Origin of the sequence: Polyangium jinanense, assembly GCF_028435265.1 — a bacterium.
Lineage (GTDB): Bacteria > Myxococcota_A > Polyangia > Polyangiales > Polyangiaceae > Polyangium > Polyangium jinanense.
In genome coordinates, this window is the sequence record NZ_JAGTJK010000005.1 from 17,649 (window position 1) to 40,567 (window position 22,919).

General features: G+C 66.6%; 19 protein-coding genes. 11 read left to right on the forward strand and 8 right to left on the reverse strand.

Features of this window, described 5'->3' with window-relative positions:
* Window positions 1-185 precede the first annotated feature (185 nt).
* The 3 genes from KEG38_RS13100 to KEG38_RS13110 are packed head-to-tail and all read left to right on the forward strand — an operon-like array spanning window position 186 to window position 1,606.
* Window positions 186-929 (forward strand): endonuclease/exonuclease/phosphatase family protein, encoded by a 744-nt coding sequence (locus KEG38_RS13100; RefSeq protein WP_272419754.1) that lies wholly within the window; start codon window positions 186-188, stop codon window positions 927-929.
* A 12-nt stretch (window positions 930-941) separates the two neighbouring features.
* Window positions 942-1,127 carry a hypothetical protein gene (locus KEG38_RS13105; protein WP_272419755.1) on the forward strand — a complete coding sequence of 62 codons (186 nt, stop codon included), beginning with the start codon at window positions 942-944 and terminating at the stop codon, window positions 1,125-1,127.
* Window positions 1,115-1,606: a PspA/IM30 family protein gene (locus KEG38_RS13110; RefSeq protein WP_272419756.1), complete on the forward strand. Its 492-nt coding sequence runs from the start codon at window positions 1,115-1,117 to the stop codon at window positions 1,604-1,606. Before KEG38_RS13105 ends, KEG38_RS13110 begins: the two co-directional genes overlap by 13 nt.
* 117 nt (window positions 1,607-1,723) lie before the next feature.
* Here KEG38_RS13110 and KEG38_RS13115 read toward each other — a convergent pair whose 3' ends face one another.
* A complete protein-coding gene (locus KEG38_RS13115) occupies window positions 1,724-2,065 on the reverse strand; it encodes an aminoacyl-tRNA hydrolase (RefSeq protein WP_272419757.1) in 342 nt (113 codons plus the stop codon).
* Between the two features lie 180 nt (window positions 2,066-2,245).
* Between KEG38_RS13115 and KEG38_RS13120 the strand changes: the two genes are divergently transcribed.
* On the forward strand, window positions 2,246-3,586 hold the full coding sequence (locus KEG38_RS13120) for an esterase/lipase family protein (protein WP_272419758.1): 1,341 nt from the start codon (window positions 2,246-2,248) through the stop codon (window positions 3,584-3,586).
* Between the two features lie 84 nt (window positions 3,587-3,670).
* Here the strand turns inward: KEG38_RS13120 and KEG38_RS13125 are convergent, their stop codons facing one another.
* Both KEG38_RS13125 and KEG38_RS13130 read right to left on the reverse strand, forming a co-directional pair.
* Entirely contained in the window at window positions 3,671-4,246 is a 576-nt protein-coding gene (locus KEG38_RS13125) for a L,D-transpeptidase family protein (RefSeq protein WP_272419759.1), read from the reverse strand.
* A 26-nt stretch (window positions 4,247-4,272) separates the two neighbouring features.
* Entirely contained in the window at window positions 4,273-5,157 is an 885-nt protein-coding gene (locus tag KEG38_RS13130) for a PfkB family carbohydrate kinase (protein ID WP_272419760.1), read from the reverse strand.
* A 131-nt stretch (window positions 5,158-5,288) separates the two neighbouring features.
* On the opposite strand from KEG38_RS13130, the gene KEG38_RS13135 reads away from it, so the two are divergent.
* Window positions 5,289-5,588, forward strand: coding sequence for a hypothetical protein (locus KEG38_RS13135; RefSeq protein WP_272419761.1), 300 nt, complete (start codon window positions 5,289-5,291; stop codon window positions 5,586-5,588).
* A 2-nt stretch (window positions 5,589-5,590) separates the two neighbouring features.
* Here the strand turns inward: KEG38_RS13135 and KEG38_RS13140 are convergent, their stop codons facing one another.
* The 3 genes from KEG38_RS13140 to KEG38_RS13150 form a co-directional block, all read right to left on the reverse strand.
* Complete coding sequence (locus KEG38_RS13140; RefSeq protein WP_272419762.1) at window positions 5,591-6,373, reverse strand: hypothetical protein; 783 nt, start codon at window positions 6,371-6,373, stop codon at window positions 5,591-5,593.
* A gap of 27 nt (window positions 6,374-6,400) precedes the next feature.
* The gene (locus KEG38_RS13145) at window positions 6,401-7,507 is read right to left on the reverse strand and encodes a putative sensor domain DACNV-containing protein (protein ID WP_272419763.1); all 1,107 of its coding nucleotides are present in this window, start codon (window positions 7,505-7,507) and stop codon (window positions 6,401-6,403) included.
* 299 nt (window positions 7,508-7,806) lie between these two features.
* Window positions 7,807-8,655: a hypothetical protein gene (locus KEG38_RS13150; RefSeq protein ID WP_272419764.1), complete on the reverse strand. Its 849-nt coding sequence runs from the start codon at window positions 8,653-8,655 to the stop codon at window positions 7,807-7,809.
* Between the two features lie 204 nt (window positions 8,656-8,859).
* Between KEG38_RS13150 and KEG38_RS13155 the strand changes: the two genes are divergently transcribed.
* From KEG38_RS13155 to KEG38_RS13180, 6 genes are all read left to right on the forward strand, one after another.
* Entirely contained in the window at window positions 8,860-12,036 is a 3,177-nt protein-coding gene (locus KEG38_RS13155) for a serine/threonine-protein kinase (RefSeq protein ID WP_272419765.1), read from the forward strand.
* Entirely contained in the window at window positions 12,033-13,643 is a 1,611-nt protein-coding gene (locus tag KEG38_RS13160; RefSeq protein WP_272419766.1) for an amidase, read from the forward strand. The genes KEG38_RS13155 and KEG38_RS13160 overlap by 4 nt, the downstream gene beginning before the upstream one ends.
* 511 nt (window positions 13,644-14,154) lie before the next feature.
* Complete coding sequence (locus tag KEG38_RS13165; RefSeq protein WP_272419767.1) at window positions 14,155-16,470, forward strand: family 2 encapsulin nanocompartment cargo protein terpene cyclase; 2,316 nt, start codon at window positions 14,155-14,157, stop codon at window positions 16,468-16,470.
* 21 nt (window positions 16,471-16,491) lie between these two features.
* Window positions 16,492-17,901 (forward strand): family 2B encapsulin nanocompartment shell protein, encoded by a 1,410-nt coding sequence (locus KEG38_RS13170; protein WP_272419768.1) that lies wholly within the window; start codon window positions 16,492-16,494, stop codon window positions 17,899-17,901.
* 98 nt (window positions 17,902-17,999) lie between these two features.
* Complete coding sequence (locus KEG38_RS13175) at window positions 18,000-19,400, forward strand: family 2B encapsulin nanocompartment shell protein (RefSeq protein ID WP_272419769.1); 1,401 nt, start codon at window positions 18,000-18,002, stop codon at window positions 19,398-19,400.
* A 14-nt stretch (window positions 19,401-19,414) separates the two neighbouring features.
* Window positions 19,415-21,100, forward strand: a complete 1,686-nt coding sequence (locus KEG38_RS13180) for a mechanosensitive ion channel family protein (RefSeq protein WP_272419770.1) — start codon at window positions 19,415-19,417, stop codon at window positions 21,098-21,100.
* Between the two features lie 23 nt (window positions 21,101-21,123).
* Here the strand turns inward: KEG38_RS13180 and KEG38_RS13185 are convergent, their stop codons facing one another.
* Entirely contained in the window at window positions 21,124-22,206 is a 1,083-nt protein-coding gene (locus tag KEG38_RS13185; protein WP_272419771.1) for an aldo/keto reductase, read from the reverse strand.
* Window positions 22,207-22,283: 77 nt separating this feature from the next.
* Window positions 22,284-22,868: a TetR/AcrR family transcriptional regulator gene (locus KEG38_RS13190; protein ID WP_272419772.1), complete on the reverse strand. Its 585-nt coding sequence runs from the start codon at window positions 22,866-22,868 to the stop codon at window positions 22,284-22,286.
* Window positions 22,869-22,919: the final 51 nt, after the last annotated feature.

Below are 22,919 nucleotides of genomic sequence, written 5' to 3' on the forward strand. Positions count from 1 at the left end.
GCGCCGGAAGCTACCACGTCTGCACGACGGCGGGAGTCCTTGCTGCTCGTTCTGGGCGGCCACCCGAGACGGTGGTACGGTATGCCATGTCGTCGTCGGAAAGCCCCACGGTCATGAAGCCTTACGCGTTTACCCGAGGGGAATGGCAGGCCGCCGCTCCTCCGGCCCGTATTGCTGCCCGCCCCTTGAAACTCGTCACGTGGAACGTGTGGTTTGGCGCCCACAAGTTCCGCGTGCGGCAGGAAGCGCTGCTCGCGGAGCTTTCCCGACGGAGCCCCGACGTGATTGTGCTGCAAGAGGTGACCCAGAAGCTCCTCGCCGCCATCGTCGAGGCCCCCTGGGTTCGCGCCGGTTATCAAATCTCCGACGTCGATGGCAGCACCTTCAGTCGCTACGGCGTCCTCTTGCTTTCGCGGATTCCCATCCGACGCCTCGTCGTGCTCGATTTGCCGACGGAAATGGGGCGACGCCTCCTTTCGGCCGAGCTTTCGTGTGGCCTCACCGTCGCAACGATTCACTTGGAGAGTACGTCCGAGTGCACGGCCACGCGGGTTGCCCAGCTCGGCATCATCCAACCTTACCTCGCGGCATCGAGCCCCGACGTGGTCTTCGCGGGCGACATGAACTTCGCGCCGGACGCCGCGGCCGAAAACGCCGCGCTCGATCCCACGTTCGTCGATGTATGGCCTGCGTTGCATGGGGATCGTCCGGGCTTTACGGTCGACACGAACATCAACTTCATGCGTTACGTCATGCACGCCGAGCATGCCCACAAGCGCATCGACCGTGTGTTCTTGCGCAGCCGCGCATTTTCGCCCCGCGCGGCGACGCTCGTCGGCGTCGAGCCGATCGACGAAGAGGATACGTTCATCTCCGATCACTTCGGAATCGAGGTCGAGCTCGCGCCTTCGCTTGCAGCGCAATCCTGAGAGGGTGGTTTCATGGTCTTCCACGACGTGCGTGATCACTTGAACGACGGTCTCGATTGGCTCCGCGGCTACGCCGACAAGCTGCTCATGGAGGCTGGCGCCGCTCGCGAGCTTCTCTCGGATGGTCCGAGTACGCGATTTCGCGCGTACGCGAGCGATACCTGGGGCGCACGGTCGAGCCCTCCATGGTGCTCCTGAATCGATTCATCATCCAGGCGGCCGAGGCGCTGATCGAGGCCAAGAAGGATACGGCGGTCGCCATCGCCGACGAGAAGCGCCTCTTCAAGCAGATCGAGCAGGAGGTAGAAGCTGCCAAGGAATGGGAGCAACGTGCTCGTAAGGCCAGCGAGGCCGGCGACGACGTCCTCGCGAAGGAGGCGCTCGCCCGGCAACAAGCGCACGCGGGGTTCGTCTCCCAGTTGCGAGCGGACTGGCAGGAACAGAGAGAGATCGTCGAGGAGCTCAAGGGAACGCTGCGGCGCTTCAATCATGCGATCGAGCAAGCCAAGTTTGCGAAAAACCGATTGATCGCACGAAAGCTCGTGACACGCACCCGGTTGCTCGAGGAGCAAGCCGCACGGATGGACCGCTTCGTCGAGATGCTCGACTTGCTGGTGGAGTTCGAAGGTACGCGCCAGCGGGGCGGACCGGGGCAGCGGAGGAATTCCGTTCCTTGAGCTGCAATCGTCGGGTGGGCGATCAGCCAGGGCCGACGTCTCGCAATCGACGAACCCGTTCCAGAATGGCCTGCCGATTCCTCGGGCAGCGGACGGCGTATTCGTCGATGACGTCCGTCATCGAAGCAGCGTGAGGTGCCCGAGCACCTTGCCGAGCTCCGCCTTTTCGAGCGGCGCTACGCCCAGCGACGTGGCCTTTCCCCCGAGCCGACTCTCTTCGATCACCTTGTGCGTGACGCCGGCAGCGGCGAGCGCCGCTCCGACCTCCCGCAACGCCGCTTCCGTCTCGACGGCGAGCACGATCTTCGTGAACGTGCCATTCGCCCAGGCGCGCGCAGACTCCGTTTCGGCGGCGAGGAGATAACCTGCCATGGAGGCATGCGCGGCCTGGCTCGCGAGCACGCCCGGTCCGAGTGCGAGAATCTCGCGATTGATGACGATGTATTGAACCACCGGCATGACAAGATCCTCGCAGAAAACGATCCTGCCGTCGATGTCCGGCGCGTTGTCGCAATCTGGCACAGTTCGCGCAAACCCTGCACAACCGCGAGACCCTGGAACCCTGGAGTGCTGCCCTCCCCTGGCCTCGGCGCGGTTCTTGCCAAGGGCGCCCGCGCCATCCTACCGAGAGGTAACATCTTGATCCGACACATCATTTCTTCGATTCTCGCCGTCGCGCCCATCGCTCTGCTTTCCTCGACCGCCGCCGCCGGACCGAGCCTGGCCCGCGCGCTCGCCATTGCTTGCGAGTCGAACGAAGCCGATTGCGATGCGCCGGAGAAAAGCCTTTCCGCCGCCGTCTCGCGGCGCGTCCTCGTCGGCGACGTCGTCGAATACCGCGTCGATCTCCGCGTCGGCCCCGGCACCTACGACGTCATCGGCCTCCACCGCGTCGTGCGCGAATCGGCGCCGAACGTCCCCGCACCCACCAGCAAGGCCGTCATGATGGTCCATGGCGACGCCTGGGATTTCGAGTCCGCCTTCCTTGCCGCGGGCCCTTCGCCGGACGGGGCGAGCTTGCCGGTGCACCTCGCCTCGCACGGCATCGACGTCTGGGGCGTCGATCTCGGCTGGACCCGCGTCCCCGCGAGCGAGACCAATCTCTCGTTCATGCAAAACTGGGGTTTTCAGCGCGACGTGCGCGACATCGGCACGGCGCTCGGCGTCGCCCGCGTGGTCCGCGCGCTCTCGGGCCAGGGGCACGGCCGCCTGCATTTGCTCGGCTGGAGCCGCGGCGGTCAGCTCGCGTATGCGTATGCGGGCGCCGAGACCCAGCGGCCCTCAGGTCTGCGCCACGTCGGCGGCCTGATTCCCGTGGACATCTATCTCGAAACCGACGACCCGGATTTCCGCGCGGGCGCCTGTCAGCGTCGGGCCGACCAGCGCGCCCTCGTCGCCGCGGGGCAATACGCAAACAATCTCGGAGGGCAGCTCGGGCCGCTCGGCTACCTCGCTCAAATCGATCCCATGGGCCCGTCGCCCGCGTTCCCGGGGCTCGACAACGAGCACGCCGCCATGACGCTCGGCGCGGCCACCTTCCTCTTGATGCCGCAGCCGCCGGTCCCCTCGTACCACCTCACGGGGGGCCTCTGGGACGCGGCCGGCGTGCAGGATCTCGCGTATGCCGATCCGGCCGTCTGGTTCGACGTCCTCGCCCGCGCCAAACCCTGGCAGCCCTGGGCCATGATTGCGGACGCGGACGCGGCCACCTGCGACGATCCGCAGGATGACGTGCCGTTCGACGATCACCTCGCCGACATCACGGTCCCGACGTTCTACGTCGGCGCCGGCGGCGGGTTTGGCGCGGCCGGCATTTACACGACCACGCTGCTCGGCAGCCAGGACGTGTCGAGCCACGTCGTCCAGCATTACCCCGAGGAGTATCGCCTCCTCGACATCGGTCACACCGACATCTTCCAGGGCTACGACGCGGAAGCGCTCTTCTGGGAGCCCATCCGGAGCTGGATCACGGCGCACTGATCGGGCCTCGCTCTCACGTCCGGGGGCGCTCGAAGGTTTTCCCGGGGATCCTCGGGGGCCCTTGGCGCCCTCCTTCTCGCATGCTCAAGGCTTGATCGTCACCTTCGTGCCGACGGGCACGAGGGCATAGATCACGACGACGTCTTCATTGGCGAGCCCGATGCAGCCGTCCGTCGGGCCCCAGACCTGCCCGAGCCCGGTCGCGCTCGAGAGCCGGATCCATGCCCGCGCCAGGGCCGCAAGCTTCGGCTTGGTCCCGTGGATGCCAATGCCGCCACCCGGCTTGTCGATTCCGTTTTTCTTCGCCCGCGCGAGGTCTTCGGGCCCGGGGTAGGAGATCCCCAGGAATCGATAAAACCGCTCGCTTTCCGATTTGCTCGCGATGCGATAAACCCCCTCGGGCGTGCGCTCGTCCCCTTCGCGTTCTTTCTGCCCGACGGGCTGGGCCCCGAACGTGGCCGAGAAGGTGCGGAACAGCTTTCCACCGCAGTGCAGATCGAGCGCGGCGTCCTTCTTGCGGATGACGATCTCGGGCTTGTTGCAGGAGGCGGGCGTGGCGAGGCTCGAAGGGGGCAGAAAAAGCACGAGGAGGGCGACGGCCGCGAGGACGAGGGTAGCGAGGAGGATCGGGCGCTTCGCGAGGAGGCGGGGGCGAGTCATGGGGCGGAACCCTGTCTTGCCATACGTCAGCCGTGCGCGCCATCTCGGAATGGGTTCTCCCGCATATATGCGAAGACCGCCTCGCGGCTCGGAATTCCGGTCACGCCGACCGCCTCGACGCCGAACGACGCCGTGACGTTGGCAAAGCGCGCTGCTTCGACCGGATCGAGGGTCTCCTGGAAACGAATCATGAATGCCGTCGCGAAGACGTCCCCGGCGCCGGTAGGATCGACCTCCCGAGCCGGGCGCGGCGGGATTCGCGTCACGAGGATCGTTCCGTCGTCGCGGCGCCGGTAAAGCGTGCTCCCGTCCCGGTATTCAGTGAGGACCACGAGAGGGACCTGCTCGATCATGGGATCCAGGCGGCGGACGTCGGCGCCAATGTCTTCGAGCGAGAGCACGATGGCGTCCACGCGCGGGAGAATCGCGCTCGCGCTCTCCCAGGGTTTGCCATGGACGCGCCCGGCCTCGTCGAAGCGCCGCATCCATCCCTGCGGCGTGGCCACGACCAGCGTTTCCTCGGCGAGAACGTGGGCCACGTCGGGGGTGATCTCGTCGGCGATCGGCCCGAGCAGCGCTGCCCGCGGCCGGCGCAACGAGGGATCGATATCGGCGGCGGTGATCGGTCGCGCCCGCGCGCTGCAATGCTGGATACGCCCCGCGTCGGTATAAACGTTGGCGAATGTCGTCGTGACCTCCGAGGGGAGGACGTAAAGCTCCACCTCGCGCGGCAGCTCGGAGACGTCGAGCCCCGGCGCTGCCGACGTGAGGATCGTCGGCCTCCGCCCGAGCTTCACGCACGTGACGGCGGCGAAACTCACCGTGCCCCCGAGGCGGTAGCCGTCGTTCGGATCGGCGCTCAGCAGATCCCGGGCGACGTGCCCGATGAGCAGGATGTCCGGCGCGACCATTTTTTCGCCCCCTCCCTCGGAGCATAGCACCCCGAGGTGCATCCCACGCGCCCCGCGGATGGCCTCCCTGAGCTCGCTCGTCAGCGCGTGGACCGGTTCCCGCGCGCATGGGTTCGTGCTAGACGTGCGACATGGCGGACGAACGTGCGGGGGGCGCCGCGAAGGTCGCCCTGGATCCGGAAGAAGAATGGAAGCGGGCGGTCGCTCGGCGGCGCGAGTATACGATCCGCAATACGAAAGCGATGGCGGCGGGCATCCTCGTCGCTGTCGTGAACAGCGCGGCTCTGATCGGCGGGCTTTTCAGCGTCATGGAAGGAGACTGGGACGGCTCGCGCCCGGGATCCATGGCGAGGCTCCTCGCGCTGCTCGCGACGCCCGGCGTGCTCGTGGGAATATGGGTGCGAAATAAGCTCAAGGTCCCGAATTCGTGACCTCAAGGCGCGGGGCTCGGGAGCCGGAGGCAGCGTAGACCAATCGGTTTGCCATTCCCGATGTAAAGCTCGTTCATCGCGGCGCCCGAGACGGGCAGGGGCACGACGTGGTCCGTCTGCGGCGCGAGGTTTCCGAGCGCGAGCGCCCCGTCATTGCCGCGTACGTACACGTCGAGCGAATAGTAGAAGTGGACCGGGAACTCGTCCTGGCCCGGCTGGGCCGCGAGCGTCGACTGGAAGAACGCGAAGTCGCTCTCCTGCAATGTGGCGACGTCGGCCTCGGTCGGCAGGCGCCAATCGTCGCCGAGCTTCGCGGAGCAGATGTCGACGTCGCTCACGTGCTCTGGGACCCAGTAAGGTTTGGCGCCGTAATCCTCGTACCCGCAGCGCGCCACTTCGTCGTAATTGGTCGCGATTTCGGCCGGCGTGAGCGGCGGCCCGCCGGGGCTCTGCTGCTTGATGGCCGGATGCGTGGCGGCGCAGAGCGGCACGAGCTGCTCGAAGGTGCGGATGTCGTCGAGGAGCGCGTCGCGATCGGCATCGGAGAGCGTGGGATAGAGGCTCGCGTCCTGGAACTGCTGGAACACGACGGAATCGGGGAAAAGCGGGGCCGAGAGCTCGATGCTCGGCTGGCCCGCGTTCCCGATCGCGATTGCCCCTGCGTATTGAAGGCCGGGGTGGAACGCTTCGTCTTGCTCCACGGGCTCATTCGGGCCCGGCTCATCCGGGCCCTGCGTGCAGCCAGCGATCAGCACGAACAGCGATACCAGCAAACCCTTTCGCATGAAGCACCTCCCTGCGGATACACCGCATCACTCGTACAGCGTGACCTTTCCGTCGCGATTGCGTACGCATTTGATCGAGCCGTCCTGCGAGCAAACGAAGGCGACCCCGCGCGGGTACGCCGCGCAGAAGCGGAACGCGGAGCGATGCCGCGTGCCGTACGCCTCGACGCTCCGAGATGCCCCGTCCGGCAGGAAGATCGTTTCGAGCTCGGTCTGCGCCAGCACCTCGACCCCGAAGCCAAGCACCCGATATCGGTCCGTGATCAAGAGCGCCCCATCCACCGCCGTGAGACCGGGGAGCCGCTCCAGCAAGCGGCGCGCCTTGTCCTCTGCATACTGAAATTCCATGGCGCCGCGCCCCGGGGAATCCTCGTCGAACTGGAACACCGATTTTCGCAAGAGCGGCCAGACCGAATCGTCCTGGCACTGGTATTTGATCTTGAGGAGCTGCCGCCAGGAGAGGGACTTGCATTCGCGGTCGGGGACGACGAGGACCGTGCCCCCGTGCCCGAGCTTCCGGATCGTCGAGAGGATGTCGTGCAGGTGCGCCGGGTAATTGACCTGGGGAGACCACGATCCCCCGCGCCAGTTGACGCCGTCCCACAACGCGTCGGTCGCCTCGGAGAGCGCCTCGACCACGGATTGAAACACGCCGAGCCGCTCCCCTTCCTCGAAAATGCGCCCGTCTTCCAGGGCCACGAGGCTGCGCATGTTGCGCCCGACGGAGAGCTTGCCGGGCGCCATCACCGAGACGGTGAGCTGCATGTCCGCGCCATTGCATAGCCCCCAGATGAGCGGCTCGTCCCCGCCGGGATCGACGGCGAGCATGACCTTCGCGGCGTCGGCGGCCGGCGCGAGGCGCATGATTTCGTGGGGCGTGAAGCCACGCGGCGGGTCGATCCGGAGCGGATGATCGATCTCCGATTCCCGCAGGTCGGGGCTGCAAACGACGGCGCGGAACTGGGTCCCGCGGCGCTCGTCCGCCGTGTAACTCGCGTGGTATGCGACTTCGAGCAAGAGCGCGAGCTTGTCGTCGCTCGGCAAGGCCGGAGGCTCGCTTTCCTGCCGGGCCCACTCGTACCAGCGCGCCTTCAGCGGCGCGAGCATGTCTCGGGGATACTTGAACGACGTCATGAGCGCCCACGTAGGCTCGTCAGCCGATGAAACGGCGATTTGGGCCTTGGAGCTGGGAGGCTACAGCGAGGGAGAGGGGCAGGGAAGGGGGCGCAGGGCTGGACGGCCATCGTCCCCGCGCCGTCCGGAGCATCGGCTTTTCAGGAGGAAACGCGCCGGACGTCGCAATGGGACGTGGCGTGCGGGCGGGACATCGAGCGCGGCGTCGTGAGGCCGGCCTCGATCACCTGACGCTCCTTTGAGGTCTGGAGTCCTCGGACGCCGAGACATGCAGGCATCAGCCCGCGCCTCGAACGAAGCTACAGCAGGCCGATGCCGAGTACGTTGAGGTGCAGGATGCACAGGTCGCTCTCCTCGAGCGAGGTCTGGACGGCCGGCTTGCCGTTGCAGGTGAAGATCCCGTCCGAGCCGGTGCAAGCCGTGGCGCGATCGTAGCGCACCTGCACGCCGCAGGTGTTGAGGGCCGAGCCGCAGATGCGGGTGACCCAGGTGAGCGATGTCACGAGCCCGCAGGTGTTGAGCAGGTCCACGCGGGGCCAGGCGTAGTAGATCGGGGTCTGGTTCGGGCCCTCGAGCTTCACCTGCCAGATCGCCTCCTCGATGGTGAACCCTTGCGCGTCCGAGCTCTCCGTCCCGGCGATGCTGGGCCCCGAGAGGAAAAACGGCACGTGGGCGCCGAACGGGTTCAGGTGCGTCACCATGCACGTGAGCGCGTCCTCCTTCTGGGACGTCGTGAGGCCTGCGCTCGGCCATGACCCGGTGGTGGTGAGGATTCCGCCGCCCGTGTAGACGCCGCTCCCGTTCGTGAGCTGCGTCCCGGCCGGGAGCGTGCATCGCGCGGCGTAGGAGAAGACCTCGCGCCCGCCTTCGGTGGCGAGCAGTCCCGTCGCCTCGATCGCGGGGTTGACTGCCGACGGGTTCTGTGGATCCGCAGCGGCGACACCCAACGCACTCACGAGCGCGGTGACGTTCGCGTGGTAGTCGGCCGGGCTCAGGCCGTTCATGCCCCCCGTGCCTTTGGTGGAACCGCCTTGCGGCTCGAGCGCCTGGGACTCCACGAAATCACCCGGATCCACCGCGGTGCCGCAGCCGATGAGTGTGAGCACGGTTCCAAGGACAACCCCCTCGAGCAAGCGAAATGACAGCATGATCTCCTACTCTTTCTGCTCGGCGCTGGGTCCCCTGGTCGGCGCTTCCAATCGTAAATATAATTACGATACAGCCGGCGCCTGTGGCCTGGGCCTCATCCAGAACCGAACGTTACGGTAGGGTTCTTGCAACCCTTACACCATGGGACCTTGGTCCCATGGTGTGCCCCCTTGACGATAGGTCATGCTGTTCAAGTGCGTTCTGTGACTCCTGTTACAGCTCCGGAGACCACGCAGCCGGACGCCACGCCGTCGAGCGCGCCGCCGGGCCCGCCGAGCGTTCCGCTGGGGCTCCTCACGCGTTTCGGGGAGTTCGAGTTCCTCGGCTCCGGTGGGATGGGCTCCGTGTACCGCGCCAAGGATCGGCACCTCGGCCGCGACGTCGCCGTCAAATTTCTTCACCAGGCGGACCTGGAGACGAACCGGACGCTCCTGCGCGAGGCGCGCGCGCAGGCGCGAATCGAGCACGAGCACGCGTGCAAGGTCCACGAGGTGGGGACGGACGGCGATCGCCCCTATATCGTGATGCAATACATCGCGGGCAAATCGCTCGATTGCGCGAGCGAACGGATGACTCGCGAGCAAAAGGTACGCGCGGTCCAGCAGGTATCGATGGCGCTCCACGAGGCGCACCGGCTGGGAATCATCCATCGCGACGTCAAGCCCGGCAACATCATGGTCGAGCAAGGCGAGGACGGAGCCTACAAGCCCTACATCATGGATTTCGGCATTGCCCGCGAAATGGGCAAATCGATCCAGGTGACGGCCTCGCTCGCCGGGACACCCGCGTACATGGCCCCGGAGCAAGCGAGCGGCGATGCCGAGACGCTCGATCGGCGAACCGACGTGTATGGGCTCGGCGCGACGCTGTATGACCTGCTCACGGGGCGGCCCCCGTTCGAGGGCTCCCATGCGCTCGCGGTCATGCGAAAGCTCCTGACCGAGGATCCCCCGCAGCTCGGGAAGATTCGCCCGGACGTCCCGGAGGACCTCCAGGCCATCGTCATGAAATGCCTCGAAAAGGAGCAAGGGCGGCGATACGAGTCGGCCCTGGCCCTCGGCGAGGACCTGCAGCGGTTCCTCGACGGCAAGCCCGTGCTGGCGCGCCGGGCGTCGCTCGGGTACGTCCTGCTCAAGGCCGCGCGGCGGCACAAGGTGCGCGTCGCGCTCGGGGCGGCGCTGTTCGTGGTGCTCCTGGTGTTCGGCGTCTTCTGGATCCGGCAACGGCAAGCTCTGGCCGAGCAGACGGCCCTCTCGCGCGAGCTCGGCGAGGACGTGAAGGAGATGGAGCTCTTCCTGTCACGTGCGTACAGCCTCCCGCTGCACGATATCGAGCGGGAGCGGAGCATCGTGCGGCAGCAGTTGCGGGACATCGAGGCACGCATGGCGACCCTCGGGCGGGCGGGGGAGGGGCCGGGGCATTACGCGCTCGGGCGGGGATTTTTGGCGCTCCAGGAGCCCGAGGAGGCGCTCGCCCATCTGCGCCGCGCCGAGGCCGCCGGGTACACGCCGCCGGAGCTCCGTTATGCCATGGGCCTCGTGCTCGTGGAGCTCTATCGCAAGGCCCTCGAAGAGACGAAGCGGATCCAGGACGAAGCGCGCAAGAAGGCGAGGTTCGCGGCGATCGACGCCGAATACAAATCGCCCGCCCTCGCCCACCTGCGCGCGGCGCTCGGGGCGCGGCTCTCGTCGCCGGCGTATGTGGAGGGGCTCATCGCGCTCCACGAGGGGCAAAACGACGTCGCGTTCGCGAAGGCGCGCGAAGCGTTCGCGCAATCACCCTGGCTCCACGAAGCAAAAAAGCTCGAAGGTGACGCGCATTTCGCGGAAGGCAAGCGTTTCGGTCGGGATGCCGCGTTCGATTACGACAGGATGATGCGATCGTTCGAGCCGGCGGCGGCGGCCTATGCGGAGGCCGCTTCGATTGCGCGGAGTGATCCGGCCGTGCACGAAGCCGAGTGCGAGCTCTGGACCCAGGTCGTCTTCGCGTCGGACGCTCGGCCCGAGCTTTTGCGCCCGAGCTTCGAGAAAGCGGTGAGCGCCTGCGGGAAGGCGCTCGCGGCGGACCCGCAGCGCGGCTCGGCACGCCTGACGATGGCGTTCGCGCAGAACGCCTTCGCGTGGCAGGTCATGAACGGGCCCGGGCAGAAGGATCCGGAGGCGATCATCCGGGTCGCCATCGATCGCGCCGAGGAGGCGGCCCGTCGCCGGGCGGGCGATCCGATGGCACATTACCTGGTCGGCGCCGCGTACCGCATGGAGCTCTTGCACCGCATGAACCGAGGGCTCGAGGCGCGGGACGTGAGCGACCGCGCCATCGCGGCGCACGAGGAGGCCATCCGGCTCGATCCGGGCTTTCTCTGGCCCTACAACGAGGTGTGCGCGTCGTACGTGGAGCGCGCCAGGAGCGAGAACTGGCGAGGCGTCGATCCGAGCCCTTCGGTCGAGCGCGCGACGTCCCGCTGCGATCAAGCCTTCGCGCAAAACCCGAGCTTCACGTACCCGGCGCTCTACAAGGCGCACGCACATTTGCAGAAGGCTCTGCACCTCGTGGAACATGGGCGTTCGCCGGAGGCGCCGGTGGCGAGCGCGCTCGAGGCCGTCGCCGCCGTGAAGGAACACAATCCGCTGGACGCGGCGCACGTCTCGGCCTGGGCATTCTTGCACCGTGCTTCTCATGCATGCAATGCGGGCCAGGATCCGAGCGCCTCCCTGGAGCGCGCCGAGGCGTTTCTCCGTGAAAAGGAACAGCTCGCGCCTTCCTCCGCGAACGACGAGCTCTGGGGGCTCGTCGCCATGACGCGGGCGCTTTACCTGTTGCGACAAGGAAAGGACCCGACGATGGCGGTCGAGGCGGCGCGTGGGTTTTTCCGCAAGAGCGCGGAGGGATCGCCCTGGGACGTGGACTACCGCGTCGAGCAGGCGCGCACGGAGACGATTGCGCTTCGCTGGGCCCTCGCGAAGGGAAACGCCGATGCCGCGATGTTCGGCGCGGCCTTCGCGCCGCTCCTGCCCGTCCTCGACAAGGAGCGCGCCAATCCGCAGGTCTACGAGGCGCTGGCCGAGATCTACGAGCTACGCGCCGGCTGGCTCCTCGGGCGGAGGAAAAACGCCGAAAAGGATCTGACGATGGGGCGCGTGATGGCCGACAAGGCGCTTGCCATCCATCCGAACATGGCGACGGCGCTCGCGGCAAAGGGGGCCCTTTCCCTCTTGCGCGTCAGCGCCGCGCGAGATGCAAAAGAAAAGCAGCAGGCCGCGCGTGAGGCCAAGGCTTCGCTGGAATCCGCGCTCCGCGAGAATCCGCTGCTCGCGCGGGAACGGGGCGCGGCGGTGAAGGAGGCGCAAGGGATGTTCGTGCAGGCGGGAGCCGAGGAATGAAGACCGTGCAATGGATGGTGCGCGCGGCGCTGCTCGGCGTTGCATGCGTCGGGGCATGTGACGGGGGAGCGGCGAAGAGCGGCGCCCGGCCGGCCGATGCGTCGACCGTCGCCCGCGAAAGAACCGACGTCGTCGAGCTCAGCGCGGCGGACGCGCGGGATCGTATGGTCAAAGGCACGCTCACCGCGCGGGAGCTCACGCAGGCCTATCTCGATCGAATCGCCCAAATCGACGACGCCGGGCCCCGGCTCGACGCGGTCATCGAGCTCTCCCCCCGCGCGCTTGCGGACGCCGAGGCCCTCGACGCGGAGCGCAGGGCCGGGAAGGTGCGCGGCGCCCTGCACGGCATTCCCGTCTTGATCAAGGACAACATCGACGTCGCCGGCATGGTGAATTCGGCCGGATCGCTGGCGCTCGCCGACCATCGGCCGAAAGAGGACGCCTTTCTCGTCGCCCGCCTTCGCGCGGCCGGCGCCGTCATTCTGGGAAAAACCAATCTCAGCGAGTGGGCGAATTTTCGGTCGACCCGTGCGACATCCGGCTGGAGCTCGCGCGGGGGCCAGACGAAAAACCCGTACGTGCTCGACCGCAATCCCTGCGGTTCGAGCTCCGGCGCCGGCACGGCCATCGCCGCGAGCCTCGGCGCGATCGGGGTCGGCACCGAGACCGACGGCAGCATCATCTGCCCTTCGGCCGTCAATGGCCTCGTGGGGCTCAAGCCCACGGTGGGATTGGTCAGCCGCAGCGGGATCATTCCCATCTCCATCTCGCAGGACACCGCAGGGCCGATGGCCCGGACCGTGACCGACGCGGCCCTTTTGCTCAGCGCCCTCGCGGCCGTCGATCCGGCCGATCCGGCCGCGCCGAAGGAAGGCGGGCTTCCGACCGATTACACGACGTTCCTGAAGCCGGGCGCGCTCAAAGGAAAGCGGCTCGGTGTGCTTCGTCAGGCCATGGGATACCACCCCGACGTCGACAGGGCGGCCGAAGCGTCACTCACGACCTTGCGGGCGCAGGGCGCCGAGGTGGTCGATGTCGAGATGGCCACCTACCACCGCTGGGACAACCCCGAGCTCACGGTCATGTTGTACGAGTTCAAGGATGGGCTGAATGCGTATCTGCGTCGCAGCGGCGCGCCGCACGCATCGCTTTCGGCCCTCATTGCGTGGAACGAGGCCCACGCCGAAACCGTGATGCCGTTTTTTGGCCAGGAGCTCTTCGAGAAGGCGGCGGCGCTCGGGCCGCTCACGGATGCGGAGTATCTCGAAGCGCGCGAGTCCGCGCGGCGCCTCGCGGGCAAGGAGGGCCTGCTCGCGATCCTCGACGGCGGCAAGCTCGATGCCGTCGTCGCGCCGAGCATGGCCCCGGCTTGGCTCACCGATCACGTCCTCGGGGATCATTTCGTGGGCGAGAGTTATGCGGTCGCGGCCGTCGCCGGCACGCCGAGCATCACGGTGCCGATGGGCGATAGCCACGGCTTGCCCCTCGGCTTCGTATTCATGGGCCGCGCATATTCCGAGGGGGAGCTCCTTGGTATGGCATTCGCATTCGAGCAAAGCACGAAGGCGCGGCGAGCGCCGGCCTTCGAGCCGACGCTGCGGCGCTGAAGTGAAGTCCGATGGCCCGTCGACGCCCGCCCTAACGTATGAATTATTACTTTGCACTGCGTGTCACCATGTAGACACCCCGATGATTTGTCTGGAAAGTCGGGTGAAAGGTAGGGAAGTTCTCATGAAGGCGATCTGTGCGAAAAAAACGCGCCACAGGCGTCTAAAAACGAGTGGCCGCGGGCGATGGACAAACATCCGCGGACAAACGGCGTGGCGCGAAACCTTGCGAAGATCAAGGCAGATCTGGCTGCCCACCGCGCTCGACCGAGGAGTGCGCCAAAAAAACGTCACGGACGGTCACATTTCAATTTACTTGCTTGAACCGACTGATCTAGATCCGCTTTCGTCCGGAAGATCCTGAACGGTCTGTATGGTCGAACCTTACAGGCGCGTCGCCGCACGTCGTGCGGATCGGCCGAGGTGTGTCCGGGATACACACCGCCAAAACAAGCGGGTCACCGTCGCTCGCGTCGTGAATGTCAACGACGCGCGAGAGAAGTCAGCGAACATGCAACCTTTCACGCTGCCCGACTTCTACATGCCGTATCCGGCGCGCATCAATCCCCACCTCGAGGGGGCGCGCGTGCATACCAAGGCCTGGTCCTATGAGATGGGAATCCTCGAGGAGAACCCGCAGGGGAAACCCATCTGGACCGAGCAAGATCTCGACGCGCACGACTACGCGCTGCTCTGCGCGTACACCCACCCCGACGCACCCCCGGCCGAGCTCGATCTCATCACGGATTGGTATGTCTGGGTGTTCTTCTTCGACGACCATTTCCTCGAAATCTACAAGCGCACCAAGGACATGTCCGGCGCGAAGGCGTATCTCGATCGCCTGCCGCTCTTCATGCCCGTGGTGCCCACGGGGACGCCGCCGGAGCCGACGAACGTCGTCGAGCGCGCGCTCGCGGACCTCTGGGCGCGCACGGTCCCGCTCACCTCGGTGAACTGGCGCGAGCGTTTCCTCGAAGCGACGAAGAACCTGCTGCTCGAGTGCATGTGGGAGCTCGCCAATATCCAGGAGAACCGCGTCGCGAACCCGGTCGAATACGTCGAGATGCGACGCAAGGTCGGCGGCGCGCCCTGGTCCGCGGGCCTCGTCGAGATCGCGGTCGGCGCCGAGGTCCCGGCCGCCGTCGCGGCGACGCGCCCCCTCGAGGTCCTGCGCGACACGTTCTCGGACGGCGTCCACCTGCGCAATGACCTGTTCTCGTACCAGCGCGAGGTCGAGGAGGAGGGGGAGAATGCCAACTGCGTGCTCGTCCTCGAGCGATTCCTCGGTGTCCCCACGCAAAAAGCGGCCGATCTGACGAACGAGATCCTGACGTCGCGCCTCCATCAATTCGAGAACACGGCGCTCGTCGAGGTGCCGGCGCTCTGCGCGGAGTACGGGCTTTCGCCGGCGCAAGCCCTCGATGTCGCCAAGTACGTGAAGGGGCTCCAGGACTGGCAATCCGGCGGCCACGAATGGCACATGCGGTCGAGCCGCTACATGAACGAAAACGCGGACAAATCCGCGTCCGTGCCCGATTTCCTCGGTGGGCCGACGGGGCTCGGCACCTCGGCGCTCCGGATCAAGCTCACACCCGGCGCGCTCGGTTTGCAGCGGATCAAGACGCTCACCCACACGCCGTTCCGGCCCGTGGGGCGGATGCCGCTCCCGAAGATCTACATGCCGTTCAAGCTCCGATTGAGCCCGCATCTGCCTGCCTCGCGCCGGAACACCGTCGAGTGGGCGCGCAAGTTCGGGATGCTCGACGTGGTGCCGGGCGTCTTCGGCTCCGGGCTCTGGGACGAGCGCAGGCTCATCGGCTTCGATTTCCCCGTGTGCGCTGCGGGCATCCATCCGGACGCGTCCCCGCAGGAGCTCGATATCAGCTCGGGCTGGCTGACCTGGGGGACGTACGGCGATGATTATTTCCCGCTCGTCTTCGGCGCGACGCGGGACATGGCGGGCGCGAAGCGGTTCGTTGCACGGCTCTCGCTCTTCATGCCCCTCGACTGCGCCGGCGCCCCGGTGCCCGAGAACCCCGTGGAGAGCAGCCTCCTCGATCTCTGGATTCGCACGGCGTCCCCCATGTCGATGAACGCAAGGCGGACGCTCCGCCGCAGCATCGAGACCATGTGCGAGAGCTGGCTCTGGGAGCTTTTGAACCAGACCCAGAACCGGATCCCGGATCCGGTCGATTACGTCGAGATGCGCCGCAAGACGTTCGGCGCCGATCTCACGATGGGTCTGTCCAAGCTCACGCTCGGCGACGTCGTCCCGGCCGAGGTCTTCCGCACCCGAACGATGCGGAGCCTCGACAACACCACGGCCGACGTCGGCGGGTGGACCAACGATCTCTATTCGTATCGCAAGGAGATCGAGTTCGAGGGCGAGCTCAGTAACTTCGTGCTTGTCGTCGAGCGGTTCCTCGAATGCGACGCGCAGCGGGCCAAGGAGGTCGTCAATGACATGCTCACGGCGCGCATCGTCGAGTTCGAGCACATCGTCGCGACCGAGCTGCCCCGCATTCTGGACGAGTTCAAGCTCGAGAAGGCGGCCCGCGATGCCGTGCTCGGATACGTCGAGAAGCAGCGATTGTACATGGCCGGCGTGCTCAACTGGCACGTCCTGACCAGCCGTTACGTGGACGCGGAGCTCGAGCGCCACCCGCTCGAGCGGGCGATCGAGGGCGCGCGTGGGTTTGGCGCGTCGGCCGCGCGTATCAGCAGTTTCTTTGGCACCGGAAAGGCCGGTGCCGTGGTTCCTGCCGCGAAGGCGGATCTTTCGATGGGTACGGCGCGGGCCGTGCCGTGGAAGCTCGGGCGGTCGTAGCCGTCAAGGAAAGAGGGATTCATGTCAATCTCAGGGAAGTTGGGTTCGGGAATCGATCAGCAGCAGACGAGCCTCGCGACGGCGGCCGCAAGGCAACTCGCGACGACGACGAAGTCCGTCCCGCAGATGCAGGGCATTTCGTCGCGGTGGCTGCTCAAGCTCCTGCCGTGGGTGCACGTGAACGGCGTGTACCGCGTGAACCGCCGCTTGAGTTATGCCGTCGGCGACGGTCGCGTGACGTTCACGAACACCGGCGCCAAGATCCAGGTCATCCCGCAGGAGCTCTGCGAGCTGCCGCTCCTCCGCGGCTACGAGGACGTCGAGGTCCTCACCGCGCTGGCCAGCCGCTTCGTGCAGCGCGAATACAAGCCCGGCGAGATCATCACCGAGCGGGGCAAGGAGGCCGATCACATCGCCCTCATCGCGCACGGCAAGATCAACAAGATCGGCACGGGCAAGTACGGCGACGAGACGGTGATCGCGGTCCTCGCGGACGGCGACCATTACAGCTACCAGGCGCTCCTCGAGACGCAGGATTACTGGACGTTCACGGCCAAGGCGGTCACGGCCTGCACGGTGCTGACGCTCCAGCAGAACGTGTTCGAGGAGCTGGTCGCGCAGTATCCGTCGCTGAAGAAGCACCTCGAGAACTTCAAGGCGCTCGCCACGAAGAAGCAGGACAACACGGGCGAGGCCGCGATCGAGATCTCCGCGGGCCACTCCGGCGAGCCCGTCCTGCCCGGCACGTTCGTCGATTACGAGACCGCGCCCCGCGAGTACGAGCTCAGCGTGGCGCAGACCGTGCTCCAGATCCACTCGCGCGTCGCGGATCTCTTCAATGAGCCGATGAACCAGACCGAGCAGCAGCTCCGCCTGACCATCGAGGCCCTGAAGGAGACCCAGGAGAACGAGCTCATCAACAACCGCGAGTTCGGCCTCCTGCACAATGCCGACCTCAAGCAGCGCATTCACACCCGCAGCGGCCCCCCGACGCCGGATGACATGGACGAGCTCCTCGCCACGGTCTGGCGTGAGCCGTCGTTCTTCCTGGCGCACCCGCGCGCCATTGCGGCGTTCGGCCAGGAGTGCAGCCGCCTCGGCATCTATCCGCAGAGCGTCGAGGTGAATGGCAACCACGTCCCGGCGTGGCGCGGCGTGCCGATCTTCCCGTGCAACAAGATCCCGGTCTCGGACACGCGGACCACCTCGATCCTGCTCATGCGCGCGGGCGAGAAGAACCAGGGCGTCATCGGCCTGCACCACGCCGGCATTCCCGACGAGGTCGAGCCGAGCCTCAACGTGCGTTTCATGGGGATCAACGAGAAGGCCGTCATCTCGTACCTCGTCAGCCTCTATTACTCGGCGGCCGTCCTGGTCCCCGACGCGCTCGGCGTTCTGGAGAGCGTCGAGATCGGTCGCGCCCACGAATGAGCCGTGCGCGGTAGGCGCTCCGCGTGCGTCCCCCGGAGATACGGGGGACACGCGGAGCGCTCGCTGCTCTCCGAAGCTCGCAGAAGGAAAGGTACGTCATGGCAAACGCCGAAAAACCTGGGATCGGGAACGAGGTGGAGCGTTCGAGCCTCGGGACGCTGGGGGCGCGGAAGCTCGCGACGACGACCAAGTCGCATCCGCAGATGCAGGGCATCACGCCCCGGTGGCTCTTGCGGGCCTTGCCCTGGGTCGAGGTCAAGGGCGGCACGTATCGCGTGAACCGCCGCCTGAGTTATGCCGTCGGCGACGGGCGGCTGAGCTTCGGCAACATCGGGGCGAAGGTGCAGGTGATTCCGCAGGAGCTCAGCGAATTGCCGCTCCTCCACGGCTTCTCGGACGACGCCTTGCTCGAGACCCTGGCGAGCCGGTTCGTCCAGCGCGAATACAAGCCCGGCGCGCTCATCGCCGAGCGCGGAAAGCCGGCCGAGTCCATTTTTCTGATCGCGCACGGAAGAGCCCAGAAGCTCGGCGTGGGCAAATACGGCGACGATACGATCCTCGACACGCTCGCGGATGGGGACCATTTCGGTGATCAGGCCGTCGTCGAATCGAACGATCTCTGGACCTATTCGGTCCGGACCGTCACGCCGTGCATCGTGCTCGAGCTCCCGCAGCGCGTGTTCGAGGAGCTGATCGCGCGCTCCCCGGCGCTCCATGCGCACGTGGAATCGTTCAAGGAGCGGCTGAAGAAGCCGCAGGACAAGATGGGGCAGGCGGCGATCGCGCTCTCTGCCGGTCACAAGGGCGAGCCCACGCTGCCGGGGACGTTCGTCGATTACGAGACCGCGCCGCGTGAATACGAGCTCAGCGTCGCGCAGACGGTCCTCCGGCTCCACACGCGCGTCTCGGATCTCTTCAACGATCCGATGAATCAGCTCGAGGAGCAGCTCCACCTGACGGTCCAGGCCCTCCGCGAGCGGCAGGAATACGAGCTCATCAACAATCGCGATTTCGGCCTCTTGCACAACGCCGATCTCAAGCAGCGCCTCCATACCCGCAGCGGCCCCCCGACGCCCGACGACATGGACGAGATCCTGTCCCGACGCCGCAAGTCGCAGTTTTTCCTGGCGCACCCGCGCACGATCGCCGCCTTCCACCGGGAATGCAATCGCCGCGGGGTTCACGCGACGAGCGTCGAGATCTCCGGCACGAGGGTCTCCGCGTGGCGCGGCGTCCCGCTCCTGCCGTGCGACAAGATCCCGATCAACCCGGATGACACGAGCTCCATCCTGGTCATGCGTACGGGGCAGGATCATCAGGGCGTCATCGGCCTCCACCGCACGGGCCTCCCCGAGGAAATCGAGCCCGGCGTCTCGGCACGCAAGATGGACACGGACGAGAAGGCCATCAGCTCGTACCTCGTGAGCACGTATTTCTCTGCCGCGGTCCTCGTCCCCGACGCCCTCGGCATCCTGGAGAACGTCCAGATCGGGCGATAGTCGCGGCGGCCCCGATGACCCTGCACCTCGACCTCCTGGCCCACAACCTCGTTGCCCTGTGCATCACGATCGTGGTGCTCTTGCTCCTCTCGGAGCTTTTGGTCAGGACAATTCATCGGGGCTATGCCTTCCTCTTGCGCTCGCCGACGCTGGAGCACGTCACGGCAGACGAGCGCAAGGCATTCCGTCGCCGTGTTCGTCGTCGCGCGATCGTCTGGGTCGCGCTCCTCGTGGCGGTGCTCATGGCCGCCGCGGGCTTCGCCACCTATCGAGGAATCTGGGCCCTCGACGTGGCGAAGAGCGCGCTCGTCGCGCTCGCCGGGGACGATCCCGCGCTCGTCAAGACACGATTGCTCACGGCGTTCGGCATTGCCGCCGGCGCGCTCTTCGTCGACGCCCTCGCCCGGGGGCTCGCGGAGGCGCTGGGCCAGGCCGTCGCGCGCTCGGAGTGGCTGGACAAACGGCGCGAGCCGCTCGCCGAGGTCACGATACGCCTGCGCAAAGCGCTGCGCGTGGTCGTCCTCGGCGCGGCGGCGGTCCTCATCGCCGACAAGCTCACGCTCGCGCCTGGGACCCAGCGCTCCATCGTCCTCGCGACCTACACGCTTGGCGCCTTCTACGTCAGCCGCCTCGCGACGGGCATCGGATACCTGCTCCTCGACGTCATCTTCGACAACGCGACGAGGCTCGCCAACCTCGAGAGCCCGCTCAGGTACCTCGGCAACCTGTCGCACCTGCTCGGCATCACGAAGCGGGTCGTCGATTATTGCGTGTACCTCACGGCGGCCACGTGGGTCGCGGACGCGCTCACGCCCGACACGTGGCTCTCGCAGGCGGGGCGCGTCGGCCTCCGGATCATCGCGATCTTTTATGCGAGCCGGGTCCTCGTCGAGATCTGCGTTCTACTCATCAACGACCTCTTCCTCGGGAAGGTGGCCGAGGCGAACCCGCAGACGCTCCAGCAACGAAAAACCCTGGTCCCCGTGGCCATGGGTTTCGTGCGGTATGCGATCTATTTCTCGGCGCTCGTGATGGGCCTCCGCGAGGCCTCCATCGATCCCACGCCGCTTCTTGCGGGCGCCGGCGTCATCGGCGTCGCCATTGGCTTCGGCGCGCAGACGTTCGTCGGGGATATCGTGGCCGGCTTCTTCATTCTCTTCGAGAACCTCCTGCTCGTCGGGGATCTCGTGGAGATCGGCGGCATCCAGGGCCGCGTGGAGGAGATCGGCGTTCGTATCACGAAGATCCGCGACGATCTCGGCGTGCTTCACTCGATCCCCAATGGCGAGGTCCGCAAGGTCGCGAATCATTCGCGCTCCTTCGTGAATGCAGTGGTCGACGTGCACGTGCCTTACGAAGAGGATCTGCCGCGGGTGCGTGAGCTCCTCACGAGCATCGCCGAACAGGAGGTCGAGGCGCGGACGGGCGCTCCCGCGCGCGTGGAGGTTGGCGTGGAGGAGCTGAACGAGGGCTCGATCGTCCTGCGTGTCAGCGCGCGCGTGCCGCCCGGCGAGAACAAGGACATGAACGACGCGCTGCGTGGGCGCATCGTGGACGAGCTCCGCAAAGCGCAGGTCGGCGCGCCGCGCCCGCGTCGAGCCGTCCTCATCGAGAGCACGCTCAACGTCAAGAACCCGCCCAAGCGCGAAATCGAGGAATCCGCGCCCATCACGCCGTTCTCGCCGGCGCAAGAAGACTGATCCGCCGGCCCCCTTTCATCCGCTCACGGCCGCGTATACCCCACCGGTTTGTCGCTCACGGAAGCCCCGCCGTGCAGCATCGTCTGGTACGCATCGCCGAACATTTTGTAAGGAAACGGCGGCGGGAGCGCGCTCGCCTGATCGAGCGCCCGGCGCAGCTCGGCCGGAATCTCGAAATCGAGCGCGGCGAGGTTGTCCTCGAGCTGCGCGAGCTTGGTCGCGCCCAGGATCACCGAGCCGACGCCCGGCTGCGTCGCCGTCCAGTTCAACGCCACCTGCGCCATGCTGCGGCCGAGCTCCTTCGATGCCGTTTCCACGGCCGCCACGACGCCCCAGTTGTGCTCCGTGAACAGCCCGAGCTGGGTGCCGGCATCGTTCTTCGTGAGCCGCCCCTCGCCCTCGCCGCGGCCCTCGCTCGGCCGGTATTTGCCCGAGAGCAGACCACCGCCGAGCGGGCTCCACGCGGTGATGCCCATGCCGAGCGTCTGCGCGAGCGGCACGAATTCGTGCTCGATGTGGCGCTCCACGAGTGAGTACTGGAGCTGCAGGTTGACGAGCGGCGCGAGCGCGTGCGCCTCGGCGAACGTCTGCGCGCGCGCGGCATACCAGGCGGGCACGTCGGACAGACCGGCGTAACGGATCTTTCCCGCGCGTACGAGATCGTCGAACGTGCGGACCACCTCCTCGGCGGGCGTGAGGCGATCCCACGTGTGCAGGAGGTAAAGATCGATGTAATCGGTCCCGAGCCGCCGGAGCGATGCCTCCACCGCGCGGATCATGTTCTTGCGGCCGTTGCCGCCGGCGTTGGGGTTGCCCGTGTCGAGGCCGTAGGTGTACTTGGTGGTCAAAACGACGCGATCCCGCGCGCCGCGCTCGGCGATGAACTTGCCGAGCATGGTCTCGCTGGTCCCTCGCGTGTAGAGGTCCGCGGTATCGAGGAAGTTGCCGCCTGCGTCGAGGTACCGGTCGAAGACGGCGCGGGCGGTTTCTTCGGACGAACCCCACGCGCCCCAGGCCCCGTCGGTGCCGAACGTCATGGTCCCGAGGGCCAGGCGGCTGACACGAAGACCCGAGCGGCCGAGCAGATAGTATCGATCGAGAGACATCGCGGACTCCTTGGTTGTTGATGGATCAGTCCAGAATCAAGCAAACGAACGCGGGCGTCCTCGCGCCCGCGCACGAACTAACGAGATTTCAGGGAGGTGAGCGCGACGGCGACGATGTCGCGGAGAGCCTCGGGCGTGGCTCCCCCTTTCGCCATGACCCGCAGGCCTTGCACCGTGGCGAGCAGGAAGCGCGCGACTTTCCGCTCGTCGACGCACCGATCGACCTCGCCCTTGCGCTTGGCTTCCCGCACGATCCGTTCAAACGCGGTCTCGCAGAGGATCGTCCCGGACCTCGCGAGCGACGCGACTTCAGGATCTTTTTGCGCGAGCTCCACGATGGAGCTCACGTACATGCAGCCCCTCGCCCGTTCGGCGGGCGTCTCGGCGGCGACGGCCATCAAGACCTCTTCGATCGCCCGGAGCGGTGATTCCCCGGCCTGGAGGCGCTCGATGAGCTGCGCGCCGCTCTCCGCTTGATACCGCTGCAGCGCTTCGAGGTAGAGGCGACGTTTGTCGCCGAAGGTGTCGTACATGCTCTGGCGCCCGATGCCCATCGCGCGCAAGAGATCCTCCGTCGAGGTCGCCTCGTACCCCTTCTCCCAGAAGACGGCCATGGCCCGCTTCACCACGTCGTCGCGGTCGAACTCCTTCGGGCGTGCCATGCTCGCACGGAAGTTCTAACCGTTCTGGACTGGTCTGTCAAGCATCGCCCG

Coding starts and splice junctions, on each gene's coding strand:
- KEG38_RS13105 (WP_272419755.1), top strand. CDS start 942: ATGGTCTTCCACGACGTGCGTGATCACTTGAACGACGGTCTCGATTGG.
- KEG38_RS13110 (WP_272419756.1), top strand. CDS start 1,115: ATGGTGCTCCTGAATCGATTCATCATCCAGGCGGCCGAGGCGCTGATC.
- KEG38_RS13115 (WP_272419757.1), bottom strand. CDS start 2,065: ATGCCGGTGGTTCAATACATCGTCATCAATCGCGAGATTCTCGCACTC.
- KEG38_RS13125 (WP_272419759.1), bottom strand. CDS start 4,246: ATGACTCGCCCCCGCCTCCTCGCGAAGCGCCCGATCCTCCTCGCTACC.
- KEG38_RS13130 (WP_272419760.1), bottom strand. CDS start 5,157: ATGGTCGCGCCGGACATCCTGCTCATCGGGCACGTCGCCCGGGATCTG.
- KEG38_RS13135 (WP_272419761.1), top strand. CDS start 5,289: ATGGCGGACGAACGTGCGGGGGGCGCCGCGAAGGTCGCCCTGGATCCG.
- KEG38_RS13140 (WP_272419762.1), bottom strand. CDS start 6,373: ATGCGAAAGGGTTTGCTGGTATCGCTGTTCGTGCTGATCGCTGGCTGC.
- KEG38_RS13145 (WP_272419763.1), bottom strand. CDS start 7,507: ATGACGTCGTTCAAGTATCCCCGAGACATGCTCGCGCCGCTGAAGGCG.
- KEG38_RS13150 (WP_272419764.1), bottom strand. CDS start 8,655: ATGCTGTCATTTCGCTTGCTCGAGGGGGTTGTCCTTGGAACCGTGCTC.
- KEG38_RS13160 (WP_272419766.1), top strand. CDS start 12,033: ATGAAGACCGTGCAATGGATGGTGCGCGCGGCGCTGCTCGGCGTTGCA.
- KEG38_RS13165 (WP_272419767.1), top strand. CDS start 14,155: ATGCAACCTTTCACGCTGCCCGACTTCTACATGCCGTATCCGGCGCGC.
- KEG38_RS13170 (WP_272419768.1), top strand. CDS start 16,492: ATGTCAATCTCAGGGAAGTTGGGTTCGGGAATCGATCAGCAGCAGACG.
- KEG38_RS13175 (WP_272419769.1), top strand. CDS start 18,000: ATGGCAAACGCCGAAAAACCTGGGATCGGGAACGAGGTGGAGCGTTCG.
- KEG38_RS13180 (WP_272419770.1), top strand. CDS start 19,415: ATGACCCTGCACCTCGACCTCCTGGCCCACAACCTCGTTGCCCTGTGC.
- KEG38_RS13185 (WP_272419771.1), bottom strand. CDS start 22,206: ATGTCTCTCGATCGATACTATCTGCTCGGCCGCTCGGGTCTTCGTGTC.
- KEG38_RS13190 (WP_272419772.1), bottom strand. CDS start 22,868: ATGGCACGCCCGAAGGAGTTCGACCGCGACGACGTGGTGAAGCGGGCC.